This window comes from Pseudomonas mendocina (assembly GCF_900636545.1).
GTDB lineage: Bacteria > Pseudomonadota > Gammaproteobacteria > Pseudomonadales > Pseudomonadaceae > Aquipseudomonas > Aquipseudomonas mendocina.
Window position 1 is genome coordinate 495841 of record NZ_LR134290.1, and the last position, 21174, is coordinate 517014.

A 21174-nucleotide genomic window follows, 5' to 3' on the forward strand; every position below is an offset into this window, starting at 1 on the left:
TACGCTTGTGCTGTGCTCAATCGAGCATATCGCTGTAACGCGCATCCTTCCTGAACACCAGCGGCTGGTCGAAGCCCGGCACCTTCACTTCTTCGGTGGTGATGGAGATCGCCTGGTCGTCGATCATGTCGTTGCCGAAGTTGTAGATGATGTCCAGCTTGCCCTGCAGCGCCTGCTGGTCGTAGGCGGCTGCGGCGGCGCGGGTGCACTCGCGGCGGGCCAGGTAGGCGTCGAAGGCGGCCTGACCGTGGCGCTTGCGCAGCATGCGCTCGACCACTTGCGGGGCCAGCACCAGGGCGCTGGCGTTGTTGCCGCCAAAACCCTTGGAGTTGATGAAAGCCACGTCCAGCGCGTGCTCACCCACTTTACGGTCCTCGGTGGACAGGCTCAGGTGATCCTGATGCACGTCGCCAGCGACCGCGTCGATGGTCTTGATGCCCGGCACGATGCCGTACTTGAAGGCGCCGAGTGCGCCGATCACCTGGTCGCCGCTGGCGGTGGCCAGGGAATGGCCGACGAAGGCCTTAACCGCCGTGACCGGCCATTGCTCGATACCGAAGGCCGCGGCGACGCGGTCGAGAATCTCCGACTCGGTAACGCGGTTGGCTGGGGTGCTGGAGCCATGGGCATGGACGAAGCTGCGATTGCGCACGGCGTCGAGACCGAGCAGTTGCACGGCGCTGGCCACGGCCTTGGCCACGGTCAGGTAGTTGCCCGGGCCGGGGGCGGAGATGGATTTCTTGAAACCATCGGCGTTGATGAATACGTCCGGCACCGCGCCGTGGATGTCGGCACCCAGTTCCAGGGCCAGCTCGTCGTCCATCAGCACTACGAACTGGCAGGCCTCGGCCAAGGTGAACCCGCAGTTGTCGCCGAATGGGCGGCTGGCACGGCGGAAGTCCACCTCGCTCTTGCCTTCGATCTGGCGCAGGCCTTCTTCGGTGGCCAGCGCGCCCATGGCACCGTAGCCTTCGATGCATTCCTGGTTGATCGGCGCCTCGCTGCTGCCGACGATGACCACGCGTGCCTTGCCGGAGGCGATCTGCTCGATGCCCTTCTGCAGGTTGTAGAGGAAGGTGGCGCACGCGCCGGTGATGCTGCCGGTGGTGCCGACGCTGCCGAGCACGTAGGCGTTGATGAAGTCCGCCGGCATGGTATTCAGGCCCAGGGCTAGTTGCTTGGCGGTGACGCGGCCACCTTTGAGGCGCGACTGCATCATGCCGCCGAAACCGTTCTCGTCGAGTTGGCTCATGATGCAGCTGGCAAACACGGCGATCTCGTCCGGGGCAACGTGCTGGACGATGCGTTGCCAGTCGATGCCCACCGAACGCAGCGCGTCGGTGACGCCGACCACGGTCATGGCCAGGCCGCGCGGGTGGAAGCGGGCGTTGTACAGCTCGCTCGGCTCGAAGCCGGTGGGCAGTTGGCCGGCGGACTTCACTGCCAACGGGCGATAGCTGTCGACCTTGAATTCGCAGCTGTCGTGCAGGGTGACGCGTACTTCGTTGCCTTCGAGTTCTTCGATCGACCAATTGGCCGGCAGCGGCTCGGGCAGTTGCTTGCGCTGGGTGAGGAAGCTCAGGCTGGTGCCATCGGCAGGGGTGACGCCGATGCTTTTCTGCCAGTGGGCGGCGTCCGGGTCCAGATGCTGCTTCTCGATGCGGCGCACCAGGGTGCCGGCGAGGATTTGCTTGGCGTAGCGGCTTTCGATATCGGCCAGGCTCAGCGGCTGGCCGTCCTGATCCTGATACTGGCCATCGACCACGCGCACCAGCTTCATCATCTGCGCCAGTCCGGCCAAGGTTTCCTGGCGCGCCTGGGGTTCCAGCGACTCCTGCACGGTACGGCGAAAACCATGGTGGAAGGAGCTGCGCCCGGCTGCGTTGTAACCCCCAAAACCCACGATCACAGGTAAGCGCGACATAACTCAAAAGCTCCTGAACAAGGCCAGCGCGACGCCAGGCCGGCGCCAGTGGGCGCGAGCGGGGTCATAGGGCGGTGGCATTTGGAAAATTTCGGCTGCCTAACCTGACGTGGATCATGACCGTCGAGTCACTCATTCGTCCAATGTCGTGGCAAGTGCGGCGCGTGTCGCGGATGGGATGGGACTTTGCAAGGGCCGAGGGTGCGCCTGGCGCACCCTCGAACAGCGAGCCCGCCAGGCGGTGGGCTCGAAGGGGTCAGCTCTGGTAGCTGATATGTCCATCCACCAGCGTGTAGCGCACCGCGCCGGGCAGGCAATGGCCGATGAACGGGCAGTTGCTGCCCTTGGAGTACCACTGTTCACCGGCGACGGTGGAGGCCTGCGCATCGAACAGCACGATATCGGCAGCGCCGCCGACGCTCAGCGTGCCGGCCGGCAGGCGCAAGGCGGCAGCCGGGCCACTGGAGAGGCGTGCCAGCAGCGTCGGCAGATCCAGCAGGCCGTCCTGCATCAGGGTCATGGCCAGCGGCAGCAGGAGCTGCACGCTGCTGATGCCAGGCTCGGTAGCGGCAAAGGGCGCCAGCTTGGCATCGCGCTCGTGCGGCTGGTGATGGCTGGCGATGGTCGAGATCACCCCGGCTTTCACCGCTTCGCGCAGACCGTCGCGGTCGGCCCGCGAGCGCAGCGGCGGTTGCACGTGATAGAGGCTGGAAAAATCGATCAGCGCTTCGTCGGTGAGGATCAGCTGGTACAGCGCCACATCGGCGGTCACCGGCAGGCCGCGGGCCTGAGCGGCGGCGATCAGCTCGGCGCCACGGGCGCTGGTGATCTGGCTGAAGTGTGCGCGCACGCCACTTTGTTCCACCAGCAGCAGGTCGCGAGCCAGGGCCACGGTTTCGGCGGTTTCCGGGATGCCGGCCAGGCCGAGGAAGCTGGCGGTCGGGCCTTCGTGGGCCAGGCCACCTTCGGCCAGGTCGGCATCCTGCGAATGGAAGATCACCTGCAGGTCGAAGGTGGCTGCATATTCCAGCGCGCGGCGCAGGGTGCGGGCGCTGCGGAAGTTGTCCAGGCCGTTGCCGAAGGCGACGCAGCCGGCGTCGCGCAGGGCCACGAGTTCTGCAAGCTGCTCGCCAGCCAGGCCCTTGCTCAGCGCGCCGATGGGGAACACCTTGGTGTGCCCGGCTTCGCGGGCGCGGTCGAGGATCAGCTCGGCCACCGCCGAGGTGTCCAGCACCGGTTTGGTAATCGGCGGGCAGCACAGGCTGGTGACGCCGCCGGCTGCAGCGGCCAGGGTTTCCGTGGCGATGCTGCCTTTGCGGCTGTAGCCCGGCTCGCGCAGGGCCACGGACAGGTCGACCAGGCCAGGCGCGGCAATCAGGCCTTGAGCGTCGAGAGTCTTGTCGGCAGTGAAGCCGGCAGGCGCCTGGCCGGTGGCGACCAGCTTGGTTCCGTCGATATAGAGGTCGGTGACCTGATCCAGTCCGCTGGCCGGATCGATCACGCGGGCGCCGAGGATTGCGGTACGCATCAGTTGGCCTCCTCGGCGTTGAGTTGACGTTGGGCGTTCTGCCCGCTCATGGCCATTGACAGCACGGCCATGCGGATGGCGATGCCGTAGGTGACCTGGTTGAGGATCACCGATTGCGGGCCGTCGGCCACCGCCGACTCGATCTCCACGCCGCGGTTGATCGGGCCCGGGTGCATCACCAGGGCATCCGGCTTGGCCAGTTTCAGGCGCTGCTCGGTGAGGCCGAACAGGCGGTAGAACTCACCCTCGCTGGGCAGCAGGCCGCCCTGCATGCGCTCGCGCTGCAGGCGTAGCATGATCACCACGTCGACGTCCTTGAGGCCTTCGTTGGCGTCGCTGAACACGCGCACGCCGTAGCTTTCTTCCAGGCCGATGGGCAGCAGGGTCTTCGGCGCAATCACCCGGATATCCGGGCAGCCCAGGGTCTTCAGCGCCAGCATGTTCGAGCGTGCCACCCGCGAATGCAGGATATCGCCGACGATGGCCACCGAGAGGTTCTCGAAGTCGCCCTTGTGGCGCCGGATGGTGAGCATGTCGAGCATGCCCTGGGTCGGGTGTGCGTGGCGGCCGTCGCCACCGTTGATGATTGCCAGGTTCGGGCACACGTGCTCGGCGATGAAGTGCGCGGCGCCGGAGTCGGCATGGCGCACCACGAAGATATCGGCAGCCATGGCTTCGAGGTTGCGCAGGGTGTCGAACAGTGTCTCGCCCTTGCTGGTGGAGCTGGTCGACACGTTGAGGCTGATGACGTCGGCCGAGAGGCGCTGGGCGGCCAGCTCGAAGGTGGTGCGGGTGCGCGTGGAGTTCTCGAAGAACACGTTGCACACGGTCTTGCCGCGCAGCAGCGGGACTTTCTTCACCGCCCGCGCGCCGACTTCGAGGAAGGAGTCGGCGGTGTCGAGGATTTCAGTCAACAGCTCACGGGGCAGACCGTCGAGTGAGAGGAAGTGGCGCAGCTGACCTTGGTCGTTCAGCTGCAGCGGGCGCTTGGCGGCGAGTGGCGTCATCGCAGGGAGTCTCAGTTGGCGAGCGTCTGGAGTTCGAGGGTCAGCGGCGTGGGGCCGGACAATTTTACCCGCTCGTTGGCTGCCAGCGACAGGGTGGCACCGACCACGTCGGGGCGGATCGGCAGCTCGCGGGCATTGAGGTCGAGCAGGCTGACCAGGGTCACGCTGGCCGGGCGGCCGTAGTCGAACAGTTCGTTCAGGGCGGCGCGAATGGTACGGCCGCTCATCAATACGTCGTCGATCAGCACCAGGTGCTGGCCTTCGATCTCGAACGGCAACTCGGACGGTTGCACCTGTGGGTGCAGGCCGTTCTGGGTGAAGTCGTCGCGGTAGAAGGACACGTCGAGGATGCCCAGCGCGTCGTTACGATTGAGCGCTTGCAGCAGGGCCTGGGCGACCCAGACGCCGCCGGTGCGGATGCCGATGAAGCGCGGCTCGCTGATCTGGCGCTGGTTGAGGTGCTGAGTCAGGGCACGGGCCATGGCCGGCAGCAGGTCGTTGGGGTTGGGTAGCATGGCGAAACTCCTTGATGCGAGCCAATTCGATCAGCCCGTGCAGTTTTCCTCTAGCCAGCCCTGTAGCAACAAGGCTGCAGCAATGGCATCGACCGGGGCGCTCGCGATAGCCGCCACTCTGGCCTTCGCGTAGGCGCTGGCCCTTGGCCTCGAAGGTGGTCAGGCGTTCGTCGTGGGTGTAGGCCGGCAGGTTGAAGCGGCCGTTGAGGCGGCGGGCGAATTTCTCGGCGCGGGCGCTCATCTCGCTGGGCGTACCGTCCATGTTCAGCGGCAGGCCGACCACCACGGCGTCCGGCTGCCATTCCTTGATCAAGGCTTCGACACGGCTCCAGTCCGGCACGCCGTTCTGCGCCTTGAGCACACACAACTCACGAGCCTGGCCGGTGATCACCTGGCCGACGGCGACGCCGATCTGCTTGGTGCCGTAGTCGAAGCCCAGCAGTAGGCGCAGTGGCTTGTCGTTCATCAGGCGTGCCCGACCTGCGAGGTCAGCAGGCTGAGGTTGACCCCCAGGCGTGCTGCAGCGGCATTGAGGCGCTGATCATAAGGTAGGTCGAAGAGAATGGCGCTGTCGGCGGGGCAGGTCAGCCAGGCGTTGTCGGCCAGCTCCGCTTCCAGTTGTCCGGCTTCCCAGCCGGCGTAACCGAGCGTGATCAGGTACTTGTCCGGGCCAGTGCCATCGGCGATGGCAAACAGCACGTCCTGTGAGGTCGAAAGCCCCAGCTCGCCCAAATCCAGGGTCGCCTGGAACTGCGGGCCAGCCGGATGCAGGACGAAGCCGCGGTCGGTCTGTACCGGGCCGCCAGCGAAGATCGGCAGGCTGTGGCACAGCGTCGCGGGCTCCTCGTCAGGGCGTAATTGCTCCAACACATCAGCCAGGTTGAGGCCATTGGGCTTGTTGATCACCAGGCCCATCGCCCCCTGCTCGTTGTGTTCGACCAGGTAGGTGACGGTTTGCGCGAAGTTCGGATCAGCCATGTGCGGCATGGCGATCAGGAAGTGGTGCTTGAGCGAGGTGGGGGCTGAGTTCTTCATGGCGGCTAGTTTCGGCTTTAAGCCGCCGGGCTTCAAGCCATAGGGCAACGCAGGGCGCCCGCGGCTTCGTATGCAGGCCGTTTCGATCGACGCTCTAGTTGCTCGACAGTCGATCGCCGCGCTCGAAGCGCCAGGTGCGGATGATTTCCAGGCGGTCGATATCGGCCAGGTCGCCGGTGAAGGGGGCATAGGGTGCGGCCAGGCGCACGATGCGTTGCGCGGCCTGGTCCAGTACGGCCTGGCCCGAGGACTCCAGTACCTGCACTTCATACAGTGAGCCATCGCGGTTGATCGAAACCAGCAGGCGCAGGCTGCCATAGATGCGCTGGCGGCGGGCGTCGTCCGGGTAGTTGAGGTTGCCGATGCGCTCGACCTTCTTGCGCCACTCGTCCTTGTACCAGGCGCCCTTGTCGCGCATGGTCGAGGCGGCGTTGAGGCGATGGATCTTCGGTCGCTTGGCGTAGGCCTGAACTTCCTGCGCCAGTTCGGCTTCAAGGCTGGCGATTTCCGCTGAAAGTTGTGCGGAGTCGAATACCGGTGCCGGGCGCGTTTCCGGGACCGGTTTGGCTTCTTCGTGTTTTACCGGTGTTTTCTGCTGCTGTGGCGCGCGAGTGGCGACTGCGGCTTTGGGCGCTTCCTGCTTGGTGGCGGGTTGTTGCGGCGTTGCCGGCGGTGTGACCTTGCGCACCTCGCTGTCCTGGAAGGGCGCCTGCTCGGTGGTCTTGGGGGCCGCGGCATGTTCCAGCGTACCGCTGCCTTGCTGGTTGTCCTGGGCGAGGAAGTCGGCCTCCTTGGGCTTCTCTTCGCTCTTGAAGGTGGACAGGGTGATTTCCAGCGTCTTGCTGATCTCTGGCGGCGACTCCAGGGTGAAGCCGACGCCAAGAATCAGCGCCACATGCAGTGCTGCGGCGAGAAACAGGGTGAACCCCAGGCGATCCGCCGGACGGACGGTGGCGGAGGATACGGTGGTTGGGGTGGCTGCTGCGTTCATCGCGTATCGGGTCTGCTTTCGAATGTGGCGCAGTCTGCCGGGTAGCAGTGGGGGCCTGCAAGTTGCAGGCGCCAGGCTGCCACTTTCGTCAAGCTTTTAGCCCGCGCTTGTTGGCAATGCAGTCCATCAGGCGTTCGCCGATACGGGTATCGAAGGCGGCGTCGATCTCGCGGATGCAGGTCGGGCTGGTAACGTTGATTTCCGTCAGATGGTCGCCGATTACATCGAGTCCGACGAATATCAGCCCTTTTTCACGAAGAGTCGGGCCGACCGCCGCGGCGATCTCGCGATCACGCTCGGTCAGGGGCCTGGCCTCGCCGCGTCCGCCGGCAGCCAGATTGCCGCGCGTTTCCCCGGCCGCTGGAATACGCGCCAGGCAATAGGGTACCGGTTCGCCGTCTATCATCAGGATGCGCTTGTCGCCGTCCTTGATGGCCGGCAGGTAGGCCTGCACCATGATTTGCTGCTGGCCGTGCAGCGTCAGGGTTTCCAGAATCACCGAGAGGTTGGGGTCGCCCGCGCGGTGGCGAAAGATTTGCGATCCGCCCATGCCATCAAGGGGTTTGAGAATGATGTCACGGTGCTCATCGGCAAACTGGCGCACAATATCGGCGCGCCGACTGACCAGGGTCGGCGGTGTGTATTGGGGAAACTGGGTGGCGAAGAACTTTTCATTGCAGTCGCGCAGGCTCTGCGGCCGATTGACCACCAGTACGCCGTCGCGCTCCGCCTGCTCGAGCAGGTAGGTGGAGTAGACGAATTCATTATCGAAGGGCGGGTCCTTGCGCATCAGGATCACGTCCAGTTCGGCGAGCGGCGTGTCCTGTTCCATGCCAAGGGTGAACCAGCGCTGCGGGTCATTGAATACCTCCAGCGGGCGCACACGGGCACGAGCCTGGCCGCGAACCTGGTAGAGATCCTGCTGCTCCATGTAGAACAGCGACCAGCCGCGTGCTTGAGCGGCCAGCAACATGGCCAGCGAGCTGTCCTTCTTGAAGGAAATGCTGGCAATCGGATCCATGACGATCCCGAGACGAAGGCTCATGGGGGTAACTCTCCGCGAGATAGAAGGTAGAGGCCGGGTTGGCCATGCCGTAAGAGGCTGTCAGGGTGGCGTTGGCCGGGGCCTTGGTCAAGGGCTGGCGCTGCCCCGGCAGCCTTATAGATTGCATCTGGAGAGTGTGCTAAAAAGGCCCGACGATTGGGTCAAGCCCCATCGGCGACTGGGCCTCAGGCATACTGATAACGCGAAATATAACGACTCACCGAGGCGATGGTAGGGCGAACATGGAACAGCATTCCGAGGGTTTGAAAGTGATGGTGATCGACGACTCGAAAACGATTCGTCGCACCGCCGAAACTCTGCTGAAAAAAGTGGGTTGTGACGTCATCACCGCGGTCGATGGCTTCGATGCCCTGGCCAAGATTGCCGACACTCACCCCAGTATCATCTTTGTCGACATCATGATGCCGCGTCTCGATGGGTATCAGACCTGTGCCCTGATCAAGAACAACAGTGCCTTCAAATCCACCCCGGTGATCATGCTGTCCTCCAAGGACGGCCTGTTCGACAAGGCCAAGGGTCGCATCGTCGGCTCCGATCAATACCTGACCAAGCCCTTCAGCAAGGAAGAGCTGCTCGGTGCGATCAAAGCCCACGTGCCGGACTTCACCCCGGTGGAACAAGCCTCCTGACGCACCGGCCCTACGGCCCCTGCGTCTCTTCTGCATTGGGAAACACCATGGCTCGAATTCTGATTGTTGATGACTCCCCGACCGAGATGTACAAGCTGACTGCCATGCTGGAGAAGCACGGCCATCAGGTACTGAAAGCGGAAAACGGCGCCGACGGCGTGGCCCTGGCCCGCCAGGAGAAGCCGGACGCGGTCCTGATGGACATCGTCATGCCCGGCCTCAATGGCTTTCAGGCGACTCGTCAACTGACCAAGGACGCCGAAACCAGTCACATCCCGGTGATCATCGTCACCACCAAGGATCAGGAAACCGACAAGGTCTGGGGCAAGCGCCAGGGCGCCAAGGACTACCTGACCAAGCCGGTCGATGAAGACACCTTGCTGAAAACTCTCAATGCGGTACTGGCCGGCTGATGCCGTGCCGTCCGTTGATTGAATAAGAAGAAGGCCACGGCTGGCATGTCGGACGCGCAGACTCCTTTCCAGATTCTCCTCGAGATCGACCAGCGCTGCCGAGCCTTGGCGGCCGGCCTGCCGTCGCAACAAGCGGCGGTGCAAACCTGGAGCGGTATCGGTTTTCGCATGGGCGAGCGATTCTTCGTCGCGCCGATGGGGGAGGTGGGCGAGGTGCTGCACGAGCCGCGCTACACCCTGCTGCCGGGTGTGAAAGGCTGGGTCAAAGGGGTGGCCAATGTGCGTGGCCGCCTGCTGCCGATCATGGACCTGTGCGGGTTCTTCGGCAGTGAACTGTCGCCGCTGCGCAAGCTGCGGCGAATCCTGGTGGTCGATCACCAGGAAATCTTCGCCGGCCTGACGGTCGATGAAGTCTTCGGTATGCAGCATTTCCCCGTGGATGCCTTCTCAGAACAACTGCCGCCTCTCGAGGCGAGCATTGCGCCGTTCATCCACGGTGTTTTTCAACGGGAACAGCCCTGGTTGGTGTTCAGCCCTCATGCGCTGACGGCTGATCCGGGCTTTCTCGACGTGTCCTATCAGTAGATTTCGGTTGGGCCGGCTCTGCCGGCTCTTTGGCGTTACATGGGAACCCTAGTGCGGTCGGTCCAGGCGGGGGCCAGATAATGAAAAAACTAAATGCAGGCAATTTGTTGGCGGGGGCACGGAGCAGTACGCTGATCGCAGCGCTGTTCGTCGTGCTTATCGTTTCCATCGTGCTGTTGTTCGCGAACTTCGCCTACATCAACACCCAGTCCAACTACGATACCGAGTACATCAGTCACTCCGGTGAGCTGCGCGTACTGTCCCAGCGTATCGCCAAGAACGCCACGGAAGCGGCGGCGGGTACTGCCGAAGCCTTCGGTCTGTTGCGCGACGCACGTAACGACTTCCAGCAGCGCTGGGGCTACCTGACCGATGGCGATGCCAACAGCGGTTTGCCGCCAGCGCCCGAGTCGGTGCAGGCGCAGATGGCTGCGGTACAGCAGGACTGGGATAGCCTGCGGCAGAACACCGACGCCATTCTCGCCAGTGAGCAGACCGTACTGTCGTTGCACCAGGTAGCTGCCACCCTGGCGGAAACCATTCCGCAACTGCAGGTCGAGTACGAGGAAGTGGTCGACATCCTGCTGGAAAGCGGTGCGCCGGCCGCCCAGGTTTCCGTGGCCCAGCGTCAGTCGCTGCTGGCCGAACGTATCCTCGGTTCGGTGAACAAGGTGCTGGCCGGTGACGAAGACTCGGTTCAGGCCGCCGACATGTTCGGTCGTGACGCCAGCCTGTTTGGCCGTGTACTGGCTGCAATGCTCGAAGGCAACGCCGCGATGGAAATCAGCCAGGTGACCGACGAGGAAGCCCTCGAGCGTCTGGCCGAGATTTCCGAGCTGTTCGAGTTCGTATCCGGCTCGGTGGACGAAATTCTCGAAACCTCGCCGGAACTGTTCCAGGTACGTGAATCGGCGAACTCCATCTTCACCGTGTCGCAGACCCTGCTGGACAAGGCCTCCGAGCTGGCTGCCGGCTTCGAAGACCTGGCTGACGGCCGTGCCATCAACACCCTGTTCGGCTATGTGCTGGGTGGTCTGGCGCTGGGTTCGATCATTCTCATCGGTCTGGTGATGGTGCGTGAAACCAACCGTCGTCTGGCCGAAACCGCCGAAAAGAACGAACGTAACCAGGCTGCGATTCTGCGTCTGCTCGATGAGATCGCCGACCTCGCCGACGGTGACCTGACCGTGGCCGCGACGGTAACCGAAGACTTCACCGGTGCCATCGCCGACTCCATCAACTACTCCATCGACCAGCTGCGCGACCTGGTAGCCACCATCAACCTGACCGCCGTTCAGGTAGCTGGTGCTGCCCAGGAAACCCAGGCCACGGCGATGCACCTGGCGGAAGCTTCCGAGCACCAGGCGCAGGAAATTGCCGGCGCCTCCGCGGCGATCAACGAAATGGCCGTGTCGATTGACCAGGTATCGGCGAACGCCTCGGAATCCTCCGCGGTAGCGGAACGTTCCGTAGCCATCGCCAACAAGGGTAACGAAGTCGTACACAACACCATCACCGGCATGGATAACATCCGTGAGCAGATCCAGGACACTTCGAAGCGGATCAAGCGCCTCGGTGAATCGTCCCAGGAGATCGGTGACATCGTTAGCCTGATTAACGACATTGCCGACCAGACCAACATCCTCGCACTGAACGCCGCGATCCAGGCCTCCATGGCCGGTGATGCGGGCCGCGGCTTCGCCGTGGTAGCGGACGAGGTACAACGCCTCGCAGAACGTTCCTCGGCGGCGACCAAGCAGATCGAGGCGCTGGTAAAAACCATTCAGACCGACACCAACGAAGCCGTTATCTCCATGGAGCAGACGACTTCCGAAGTGGTGCGTGGTGCCCGCCTGGCGCAGGACGCCGGTGTGGCACTGGAAGAGATCGAGAAGGTATCGAAAACCCTCGCAGCCCTCATCCAGAACATTTCCAACGCCGCTCGCCAGCAGGCCTCGTCGGCCGGCCACATTTCCAACACCATGAACGTGATCCAGGAGATCACCTCGCAGACGTCTTCGGGTACCACCGCCACCGCCAAGAGCATTGGTAACCTGGCCAAGATGGCCAGCGAGATGCGCAAGTCGGTGTCCGGCTTCACCCTGCCAGACGCCTGATAAAGGAGCGCGGAGGCTGGCTGCAGCCTCCGTAACACAGCCATGACCCAGGGCGAAGGTATGCAGTCAGCGGGCGTTTGGGCATTACGCCCTGTGACCGATATGTCGCAAGCCGATTTCCACGACTGGCAGACGTTGCTCGAGGCGCGTACCGGTGTGGTGATCAGCGAGCAGCGGCGCGCGTTCCTGCAGACCAACCTGAGTGCGCGCATGCGTGAACTGGGCGTCGAGGATTACGCCAGCTACTACCGTCAGGTCACCGATGGCCCGCGTGGCGCGGTGGAGTGGTCGACCCTGCTGGACCGGCTGACTGTGCAGGAAACCCGTTTCTTTCGTCATCCGCCTTCCTTCGAGGTGCTCTCGCAGTACCTGCAGGAGCGTCTGGCGGCAGGGCTGGGCAAGCCCTGGGAGCTATGGAGCGTGGGTTGCTCCAGTGGTGAGGAGCCTTATTCGCTGGCGATCATGGCCGCCGAAGCTCTGCAGGGCAGCGAAATGCCCGAACACTTTGCGGTGACCGGTACGGATATCAGCCAGGGTGCACTGAGCAAGGCGCGTGAGGCGTGCTATTCGGCACGGCGCCTGGAACAGGTGAGTGACGAGCTGCGCGAGCGCTACTTTCTCGCGCAGGCCGATGGACGTTTCAAGGTGGTACCGAGTCTGGCGGCGCGCGTATGCAGCGCCCGGCTCAATGTGCTGGAACTGGCCAAGGCGCCGATGTCCGGCATGGACGTGATTTTCTGTCAGAACTTGCTGATCTATTTCCGCCGCTGGCGTCGCCGCGACATCCTCAACCGCCTGGCCGAGAGCCTGGCGCCGGGTGGCCTGCTGGTCGTGGGCGTGGGCGAAGTAGCCGGTTGGCAGCACCCGCAACTGGTGCCGGTTGCCGACGAGCGAGTTCTGGCGTTTACCCGCAAGGGATAAGGCCAAGTTTATGAGTGGAGTGGCTATGGGTGATCGGCATGATTATGTCGCCCTGGAGTGGGTCAAAGGCGAGATCGGGGAAACCCTGAAGCAGGCGCGGCAGGCCCTGGAGGCGTTCGTCGAGAACCCGCAGGACCCCACGCGCATGCGCTTCTGCCTGACCTATGTGCACCAGGTTCACGGCACCTTGCAGATGGTCGAGTTCTACGGCGCTGCGCTGCTCGCCGAAGAAATGGAGCAGTTGGCCAAGGCGCTGATGGAAGGTCGCGTAGCCAACCAGGGCGAAGCCCTGGAAGTGCTGATGCAGGCCATTCTGCAACTGCCTGTGTACCTTGACCGTATCCAGACTGCTCGCCGCGACCTGCCGATGGTTGTGCTGCCGCTGCTCAACGACCTGCGCGCCGCCCGCGGCGAGAAGCTGCTGTCGGAAACCAGCCTGTTCTCCCCGGACATGTCCGCACGCCTGCCGGCGTTGCCGTCGGACAGCCTGGCGCGCCTGCGTACTGCCGAGTTGCCGGTGCTGCTGCGCAAGCTGCGGCAGATGCTGCAGATGGCTCTGGTCGGTGTTATCCGCAACCAGGACCTGGCTACCAACCTCGGCTACATGGCCCGCGTTTTCGCCCGTCTGGAAAGCCTGTGCAAGGACGCCCCGCTGGGCGGCCTGTGGCAGATCGCCTCCGGCCTGATCGAAGGACTGGCCAATGGCAGCGTGGTCAATGGCACCTCGGTGCGTACCTTGCTGCGTCAGGTCGACAAGGAACTCAAGCGCCTGGTCGAGCAGTGCGCCGACGGGATCAACCAGCCTGCGCCGGACGAGCTGACCAAGAACCTGCTGTTCTACGTGGCCAAGGCGCCGGCGCAGTCGCCGCGTATCCGTGCCCTCAAGGAACAATACCGTCTCGACGAAGCGCTGCCCGACAACGAAGTGGTGGACGAAGAGCGCGCTCGTCTGGCAGGCCCTGACCGCGATGCCATGCGCTCTGTGGTCGCCGCGCTGTGCGAAGAGCTGGTGCGGGTCAAGGATAGCCTCGACCTGTTCGTGCGCAGCGATCGCAGCCAACCTGGCGAACTCGATGCGCTGCTGGCGCCACTCAAGCAAATCGCCGATACCCTCGCGGTGCTGGGCTTCGGTCAGCCGCGCAAGGTGATCCTCGACCAGATCGATGTGGTCCACAGCCTGTCCCTCGGCCAGCGCGAGCCCAACGATGCCGTATTGATGGACGTTGCCGGTGCGCTGCTCTATGTCGAGGCGACCCTGGCCGGCATGGTCGGCCCGAGCGATGACAGCCAGAACGAGCAGAGCCATCTGCCGACCACCGACGTGGCGCAGATTCACCAGTTGGTGATCAAGGAAGCGCGCAACGGCCTGGAGCAGGCCAAGGATGCGATCATCGAGTTCATCGCCTCGCAGTGGAACCACGAGCACCTGGCTCGCGTGCCCGAGCTGCTGACCCAGGTCCGTGGCGGTCTGGCGATGATCCCGCTGCAGCGCGCCGCCGACCTGCTCAATGCCTGTAACCGCTACATCCAGGAACAACTGCTGGCGCGCAAGGCCGTGCCCAACTGGCAGAGCCTGGATACCCTGGCCGACGCGATCACCAGCGTTGAGTACTACCTCGAACGCCTGGCCGAAGACCATGGCACGCAGGGTGACCTGATTCTCGATGTCGCCGAGGAGAGTCTGGAAACCCTGGGTTATCCGCTCAAGGAAAAACCCTCGATTCTCGACCGCGTCGAACCGCAGGAAGAGAGTCTGGCACCGCTGGCTGACCCGCTGCAGGAAATCGAACTGCTGGGCGCGGAGGACGAGCAGCTCGAAGAACCGTTGGGTGAAGTCGAGCCGCTGGCGTTCGAGCTGGACGAGCCTGCAAACGATATCGCCGTGGATCTGCCGCCCCTGGAGGACCAGCCCGAGCTGCCAGCTGCCAACGAGACTGCCGATAGCTTCACCTTCGAACTGGGCGAGCTCGAAGAGCTGCCCTCGCTGCAGAACGAAGAGACCATTGCTGCACCGCTGTTCGATGCCAAGCCCGAGCCGGCGCTCGAGTTCGAAGAGCTGAGCCTGGAACAGCTGGCTGAACCCCCGCAGTGGGACGAGTTGGAACTGGCGGACCTGGAGCTGCCGGAAGTCGAGCTGCCCAGTGCGCCCGAGGTCACAGCCGAGGTCGAAGCCCCGGCCGTGGAGAAACCGCTGTCGATGGCCGATGTAATGGCCGCCCCGGTGCAGGCGATCAACCCACCGGCCGCCGACGTGCCGCCGAGCCTGCTGCCGCCACCCGCCGATGAAGAACTGGTGGACGAAGAGCTGCTGGAAGTCTTCATCGAAGAAGCCGGCGAGGTGCTGGAGACCATCGCCGAGTACCTGCCACAGTGGCAGGCCGATACCGCCAACAAGGACGCGCTGATCGAAGTGCGTCGTGCCTTCCACACCCTCAAGGGCAGCGGGCGCATGGTGCGTGCGCTGGTCATCGGCGAGCTGGCCTGGTCCATCGAGAACCTGCTCAACCGCGTGCTGGATCGCAGCATCGAACCGAACGAGCCGGTACAGCAGGTGGTGCTCGACGTCGTGGCGCTGATGCCGGCGCTGGTCGAGGAGTTCGCCGCCAAGGCGCAGCGCCAGCGTGATGATGTCGACCTGTTGGCTGCCACCGCACATGCGCTGGCAAAGGGGCTGACGCCCCCAAAATCTGACGCCCCGGCCACCCAGGTAGCCGAGCCCGAGGGCGTTGATGAAGCTACCGAGCTTGTCGAGCAGGCCGCTGCGGGCGACGACGCAGCGCTCGAAGGCGCGCCCGCCGATGTTGAGTCTCTCGAGAGCGAGCCCCTCGACCCGCAGTTGCTGGAAATTTTCCGCAACGAGGCGGAGACCCATCTGGACACCCTGGTGGGCTTTCTCGCCGACTGCGCGCAGGAGCTGCCGCAACCGGTGACCGATGATCTGCAGCGTGCCCTGCACACCCTCAAGGGCAGTGCCTATATGGCCGGTATCCTGCCAGTGGCGGAAATCGCCGCGCCGCTGGAGAAGCTGGTCAAGGAGTTCAAGACCAACCTGATTCAGATCGACCTGGCAGCCGCCGAGCTGCTCAGCAGCGCTGAAGGCCTGTTCCGCACTGGCCTGGATAATCTGGAAAGCCAGCCGCTGGCGCCGATTCCCGGTGCCGAGGCGTTTCTGGCGCGCGTGCAGGCGCTGCATCAGGAGCGTCTGGCCAACGCCGAAAACGAGCGTATGGCGCATAGTGGCGAGAGCCGCGATCCACAACTGATCAGCATCTTCCTCGCCGAAGGCATGGACATCCTGCTGGACGCCGAGGACCTGCTGCGTAAATGGCGCGAGCATCCATCCGAGCGCCAGGAACTCTCTGCACTATTGGAAGAACTGACCACACTTGGCCGTGGTGCCGAGATGGCCGAGCTGCCGCAGATCGACGAGCTGTGCGAGGCCCTGTTGGACCTTTACGGTGCCGTCGAAGAAGGCAGCCTGGCCGTCAGCGAGCGCTTCTTCGACGAGGCTGAAAAAGCCCACGAAGCGCTGATCGGCATGATGGATCAGGTCGCCGCCGCCTTGCAGGTCAGCCCGCAACCCGAGCGAGTGCAGGCGCTGCGCGACCTGCTCAGCGAAGCCATCGATCCCAATGCCCTGGCCTTGCTGACGCCTGGCGCCGATGGGCTGGACATCATCGAGCTCGATCAGGCCATGGTCGAGCTGGAGCAGGCCGATAGCGAGCTGCCGAGCCAGGATGAGCAGGTTGCCGAGGCAGCGTTCATCGAGGACGCGGTCGAAGCGCCGCAGGCCGAAGCGCAGGTCGAAGACGACCCGAGCTCGGCCGACGCCGAACTCGACGAAGAAATGGTGGAGATCTTCCTCGAAGAGGCCGTGGACATTCTGGAGAGTGCCGGTCAGGCGCTGGAGCGCTGGCTCGGCGAGCCGGACAACACCCTGCCGTTGTCCTCGCTGCAGCGCGATCTGCATACCCTAAAGGGCGGTGCGCGCATGGCCGCGATTCGCCCGATCGGTGACCTGGGCCACGAGCTGGAGTCGCTCTACGAAGGCCTGGTCGACCGCCGCTACAACTACTCGCCAGCATTGGGCAGCCTGCTGCAGCAAAGCCATGATCGCCTGGCGCAGATGCTCGACCAACTGCAGGCACGCCGGCCTTTGATTTCTGGTGACGACCTGATTCAGGCCATCCGCGAGTTTCGCCAGGGCGGCACGCCGCAAAGCCTGTCAGCCGCAGTGGCTCAGGATGAGCCGGCGCTGGACGACGAGCTCGTCGAGTCGATCGAAGCGGTGGAGCCCGATAGTTTCGAGCTGCCGCCTCTGGCACTGGTCGAAGACGAAATCGTGCTCGACGAAGCGCTACCGGCAGCGCCTGAGGCGGAGTTGCCACTGATCGACGAAGTCGAACTGGTGTTGCCCGAGGACGAGCTGTCGCCTCTGGCTGGGGCTATCGTCGAGCCAGAGCCAGAGCCAGAGCCAGAGCCAGAGCCAGAGCCAGAGCCAGAGCCAGAGCCAGAGCCAGAGCCAGAGCCAGAGCCAGAGCCAGAACCAGAGCCAGAGCCAGAACCAGAACCACAAGGCACGCTGGCCAACTGGCACGACGAGCGCGATCCCGAACTGGTGGAAATCTTCCTCGAGGAAGGTTTTGACATCATCGACAGCGCCGGCGCCGCGCTGCAGCGCTGGATGGGCGATGTCGACAACAGCCTCGAGCTGGAAGCCCTGCAGCGCGACCTGCACACCCTCAAGGGCGGTGCACGCATGGCCGAGATTCGCGAGATCGGCGATCTGGCTCACGAACTGGAATTCCTCTACGAAGGCCTCGGCGCCGGTCGCCTGCGCGCCAGCCCGGAGCTGTTCAACCTGCTGCAGGCTTGCCACGACCGTCTGGCCGAAATGCTCGAAGCCGTGCGTGGTCAGCGTGCCGTGCCGCAGGGCGATGCCCTGATCGAGACCATCAAGCGCTTCCGGGCCAACCCTGACGAGCAGCTGAGCATGCCGTCGTCGGTGCAGCTCAAGGCGGTGGTCGAGCGCGACGAAGCCGAAGAAGCGGACAGTGACATCCTCGATATCTTCCTCGAAGAAGGCGACGACCTGCTCGAGGCGATGGAAACCGCCATCGGTCGCTGGGAAGAACAACGCGACGACAGCAGCGCCATCGACGAGATGCTACGCATCCTGCACACCCTCAAGGGCGGTGCACGCCTGGCCGGGCAAAAGCGTCTTGGCGACCTGAGTCACGATCTGGAGCAGCATCTCAGCGAGGCGCTGCAACAGGGCGCCCCATGGCCTGACAGCCTGCTGCTCGATGTGCAGTCTGGTTTCGAAGGGCTGCAACAGGAACTCGATCTGCTGCGCCAGCGCCTTAGCGCCAGCCTTGCCGATGAGCCGGTGGCCGCGACTGTGATCGACGCAGAGCCTGAGTCGATCACAGTCGCGACTCTGCGCAACCCGATTGTCGCCGCCAGCGAAGTGCCGGCTCAGGTGCAGGCGCCGAAAGTGCTGCCGTTCGTCCAGCGTGCCCAGGCCGCCGCCCAGGAGGCTGCTGCCCGCCGCGCGCCGCAGGAGTTGGTCAAGGTGCCGGCCGAGCTGCTCGAGGGTCTGGTCAACCTGGCGGGTGAGACCTCGATCTTCCGTGGTCGTGTCGAGCAGCAGGTCAGCGATGTCAGCTTCACCCTGAGCGAGATGGAAGCGACCATCGACCGGGTGCGTGATCAGCTGCGCCGTCTCGATACCGAGACCCAGGCGCAGATTCTCAGCCGTTACCAGGCCGAGGCCGAGCGCGCTGGTTATGAGGATTTCGACCCGCTGGAGATGGACCGTCACTCGCAACTGCAGCAGCTCTCGCGTGCGCTGTTCGAGTCCGCTTCCGACTTGCTCGACCTCAAGGAAACCCTGGCGGCGAAGAACCGCGACGCCGAGACCCTGCTGCTGCAACAGGCGCGGGTCAACACCGAGCTGCAGGAAGGTCTGATGCGCACCCGCATGGTGCCGTTCGATCGCCTGGTGCCGCGTCTACGGCGCATCGTGCGCCAGGTGGCCGGCGAGCTGGGCAAGCAGGTCGAGTTCGTCGTCGGCAACGCCGAAGGGGAAATGGACCGCACCGTGCTCGAACGCATCGTCGCGCCACTGGAGCACATGTTGCGCAACGCCGTCGACCATGGCATCGAGCTGGCCGAGGTGCGTCGCGCTGCCGGTAAGCCGGACACTGGCACCATCCGCCTCAATCTCGGCCGTGAGGGCGGCGATATCGTTCTTACCCTGGACGATGACGGCGGCGGTATCCGCCTGGAGGCCGTGCGTCGCAAGGCCATCGAGCGTGGCCTGATGGATGCCGACAGCGACCTGAGCGACCACGAGGTGCTGCAGTTCATCCTCGAGGCCGGTTTCTCCACGGCGGAGAAGGTCACGCAGATTTCCGGGCGTGGCGTCGGGATGGACGTAGTGCATTCGGAGGTCAAGCAGCTCGGTGGCTCGATGAGCATCGACTCGACCCTGGGCCAGGGCACGCGCTTCACCATTCGCCTGCCGTTCACCGTGTCGGTCAACCGCGCGCTGATGGTGTACTCCGGCGAAGACCTCTACGCCATCCCGCTGAACACCATCGAAGGTATCGTACGCGTCTCGCCCTATGAGCTGGAGGCCTACTACGCTCCTGATGCGCCACGCTTCGAATACGCCGGGCAGGCCTACGAGCTGAAGTACCTGGGCGATCTGTTGAACAATGGCCAGCATCCCAAGCTGGTGGGTCAGAGCCTGCCGCTGCCGGTGATCCTGGTGCGCTCCAGCGAGCACGCCGTGGCGGTGCAGGTGGACAGCCTGGCTGGCTCGCGCGAGATCGTGGTGAAGAGTCTCGGCCCGCAGTTCGCCGGGGTGAGCGGGATCTCCGGTGCGACCATCCTCGGTGACGGTCGCGTGGTGGTGATTCTCGATCTGCTGGCAACCATTCGTGTGCTGCATGCACATCTGCAGAACCAGTTGACGCCGCGCCTGGCTTCGCGTCAGGCGGCTGCCAACGAGGAAGTGGAAGTCGATCGTCCGACGCTGGTCATGGTGGTGGACGACTCGGTCACCGTGCGCAAGGTCACCAGCCGCCTGCTCGAGCGTAACGGCATGAACGTGGTCACCGCCAAGGATGGCGTGGACGCCATCGCCCAGCTGCAGGAACACAAGCCCGACATCATGCTGCTGGACATCGAGATGCCGCGCATGGACGGTTTCGAAGTGGCGACCCTGGTGCGTCACGACGAGCGCCTGAAGGACCTGCCGATCATCATGATCACCTCGCGTACCGGCGAGAAGCACCGCGAGCGGGCCATGGCCATTGGCGTCAACCAGTACCTCGGCAAGCCCTATCAGGAGTCCTTGCTGCTCGACACCATTGCACAGTTGGTGGATAGCCACCGGGTCAAACGGACATGACAGACAAATCCTCCGCGCGTATCGCAGTAATCGCCGACACCTCGCTGCAGCGCCATGTGCTGCAGCAGGCTTTGGCCGGTGGCGGCTATCAGGTGGTCCTCAACAGCGACCCGGCGCGCCTCGATGAGGAGGCGCTGGCAGCCTGCGAGACCGACCTGTGGCTGGTGGACTTGGCGCAGTCGGAAGATTCGCCGCTGGTCGACAGCCTGCTGGAACGTGCCAGCGCCCCAGTCCTGTTCGGCGAGGGCCACGCCCCAGAGCGTCATTCGGAAAACTATCCGCGTTGGGAGCGCAGCCTGTTCGGCAAGCTCAAGCGCCTGGTTGGAGACCCGACCCAGGCAGTCGGTCCCAGCCTGCAGGCACTGTTCGATGAGGCGCAGCGTCCGGCGCGCCTGGAACTGCCGCAGGCGTTGGCCAATACTCCGTTGAAAGCTGGCGAGCCGGCGCGCCAGGTATGGTTGTTGGCCGCCTCGCTGGGCGGCCCGGCGGCGGTCAAGGCGTTCCTCGATGCCCTGCCGGGTGGTCTGCCGATCGGCTTCATCTATGCCCAGCACATCGACGCCAGTTTCGAGGCAGCATTGCCGCAGGCAGTCGGCCGCCACAGCCAGTGGCACGTGAATACCGCGCGTCATGGCGACCCGGTGCGTTGTGGTGAGGTGGTGGTGGCGCCGATCACCCGCGAGCTGGGTTTCGCCGAAGACGGCGCGATGCAGCTTGCCGAGCGCGGCTGGCCTGAGCCGTACAGCCCCTCCATCGACCAGATGATGCTCAACCTGGCGCAGCAGTTCGGTGCCCTGTGCGGCGTGATCGCGTTCAGCGGCATGGGCAGCGATGGCAGCGCCGCCGCCGCTTACGTCAAACGCCAGGGCGGCGTGATCTGGACCCAGCGCGCCGACAGCTGTGCCAGCCCGAGCATGCCTGACAGCCTGCGTGAGGGCGGCTACAGCAGTTTCAGCGCTGACCCGCGAGAGCTGGCTGTGGCGCTGGTCAATCACCTCGCCGAACATTGCAGTTGAGGACGTT

Annotated in this window: 14 protein-coding genes and 1 pseudogene; 7 read left to right on the forward strand and 8 right to left on the reverse strand. The window is 64.2% G+C overall.

The features are described 5' to 3' along the window. Positions 1–16 precede the first annotated feature (16 nt). The 8 genes and pseudogenes from EL191_RS02340 to gshB form a co-directional block, all read right to left on the reverse strand. Positions 17–1924, reverse strand: a complete 1908-nt coding sequence (locus tag EL191_RS02340; RefSeq protein ID WP_041976199.1) for a beta-ketoacyl synthase — start codon at positions 1922–1924, stop codon at positions 17–19. Positions 1925–2180: 256 nt separating this feature from the next. Continuing rightward, positions 2181–3452, reverse strand: a complete 1272-nt coding sequence (locus EL191_RS02345) for a dihydroorotase (RefSeq protein WP_041976201.1) — start codon at positions 3450–3452, stop codon at positions 2181–2183. Beyond that, on the reverse strand, positions 3452–4459 hold the full coding sequence (locus EL191_RS02350) for an aspartate carbamoyltransferase catalytic subunit (RefSeq protein ID WP_011920651.1): 1008 nt from the start codon (positions 4457–4459) through the stop codon (positions 3452–3454). Before EL191_RS02350 ends, EL191_RS02345 begins: the two co-directional genes overlap by 1 nt. Before the next feature lie 11 nt (positions 4460–4470). Next, positions 4471–4974 (reverse strand): bifunctional pyr operon transcriptional regulator/uracil phosphoribosyltransferase PyrR, encoded by a 504-nt coding sequence (pyrR, locus tag EL191_RS02355; protein WP_041976204.1) that lies wholly within the window; start codon positions 4972–4974, stop codon positions 4471–4473. Between the two features lie 30 nt (positions 4975–5004). Continuing rightward, positions 5005–5443 (reverse strand): annotated as a pseudogene (gene ruvX, locus EL191_RS02360) (Holliday junction resolvase RuvX). Further along, the gene (locus tag EL191_RS02365; RefSeq protein WP_041976207.1) at positions 5440–6009 is read right to left on the reverse strand and encodes a YqgE/AlgH family protein; all 570 of its coding nucleotides are present in this window, start codon (positions 6007–6009) and stop codon (positions 5440–5442) included. Before EL191_RS02365 ends, ruvX begins: the two are co-directional and overlap by 4 nt. A gap of 94 nt (positions 6010–6103) precedes the next feature. Beyond that, complete coding sequence (locus EL191_RS02370; protein ID WP_041976209.1) at positions 6104–7000, reverse strand: energy transducer TonB; 897 nt, start codon at positions 6998–7000, stop codon at positions 6104–6106. Positions 7001–7088: 88 nt separating this feature from the next. After that, positions 7089–8045 (reverse strand): glutathione synthase, encoded by a 957-nt coding sequence (gene gshB, locus EL191_RS02375; protein WP_013713611.1) that lies wholly within the window; start codon positions 8043–8045, stop codon positions 7089–7091. Positions 8046–8287: 242 nt separating this feature from the next. Here gshB and pilG point away from each other — a divergent pair, with 242 nt between their 5' ends. The 7 genes from pilG to EL191_RS02410 all read left to right on the forward strand — a co-directional run bounded on the left by pilG (position 8288) and on the right by EL191_RS02410 (position 21167). After that, positions 8288–8695 (forward strand): twitching motility response regulator PilG, encoded by a 408-nt coding sequence (pilG, locus tag EL191_RS02380; protein ID WP_003458788.1) that lies wholly within the window; start codon positions 8288–8290, stop codon positions 8693–8695. Between the two features lie 47 nt (positions 8696–8742). After that, the gene (gene pilH, locus EL191_RS02385) at positions 8743–9108 is read left to right on the forward strand and encodes a twitching motility response regulator PilH (protein ID WP_013713612.1); all 366 of its coding nucleotides are present in this window, start codon (positions 8743–8745) and stop codon (positions 9106–9108) included. Between the two features lie 45 nt (positions 9109–9153). Next, positions 9154–9693, forward strand: a complete 540-nt coding sequence (locus EL191_RS02390) for a chemotaxis protein CheW (RefSeq protein ID WP_013713613.1) — start codon at positions 9154–9156, stop codon at positions 9691–9693. 80 nt (positions 9694–9773) lie between these two features. Beyond that, positions 9774–11810 (forward strand): methyl-accepting chemotaxis protein, encoded by a 2037-nt coding sequence (locus EL191_RS02395; RefSeq protein ID WP_013713614.1) that lies wholly within the window; start codon positions 9774–9776, stop codon positions 11808–11810. A gap of 60 nt (positions 11811–11870) precedes the next feature. Beyond that, the gene (locus EL191_RS02400) at positions 11871–12731 is read left to right on the forward strand and encodes a protein-glutamate O-methyltransferase (protein ID WP_026041865.1); all 861 of its coding nucleotides are present in this window, start codon (positions 11871–11873) and stop codon (positions 12729–12731) included. A gap of 25 nt (positions 12732–12756) precedes the next feature. Then, a complete protein-coding gene (locus tag EL191_RS02405; RefSeq protein ID WP_041976211.1) occupies positions 12757–20151 on the forward strand; it encodes an Hpt domain-containing protein in 7395 nt (2464 codons plus the stop codon). After that, positions 20148–21167 carry a chemotaxis protein CheB gene (locus EL191_RS02410; protein WP_041976213.1) on the forward strand — a complete coding sequence of 340 codons (1020 nt, stop codon included), beginning with the start codon at positions 20148–20150 and terminating at the stop codon, positions 21165–21167. Before EL191_RS02405 ends, EL191_RS02410 begins: the two co-directional genes overlap by 4 nt. Positions 21168–21174: the final 7 nt, after the last annotated feature.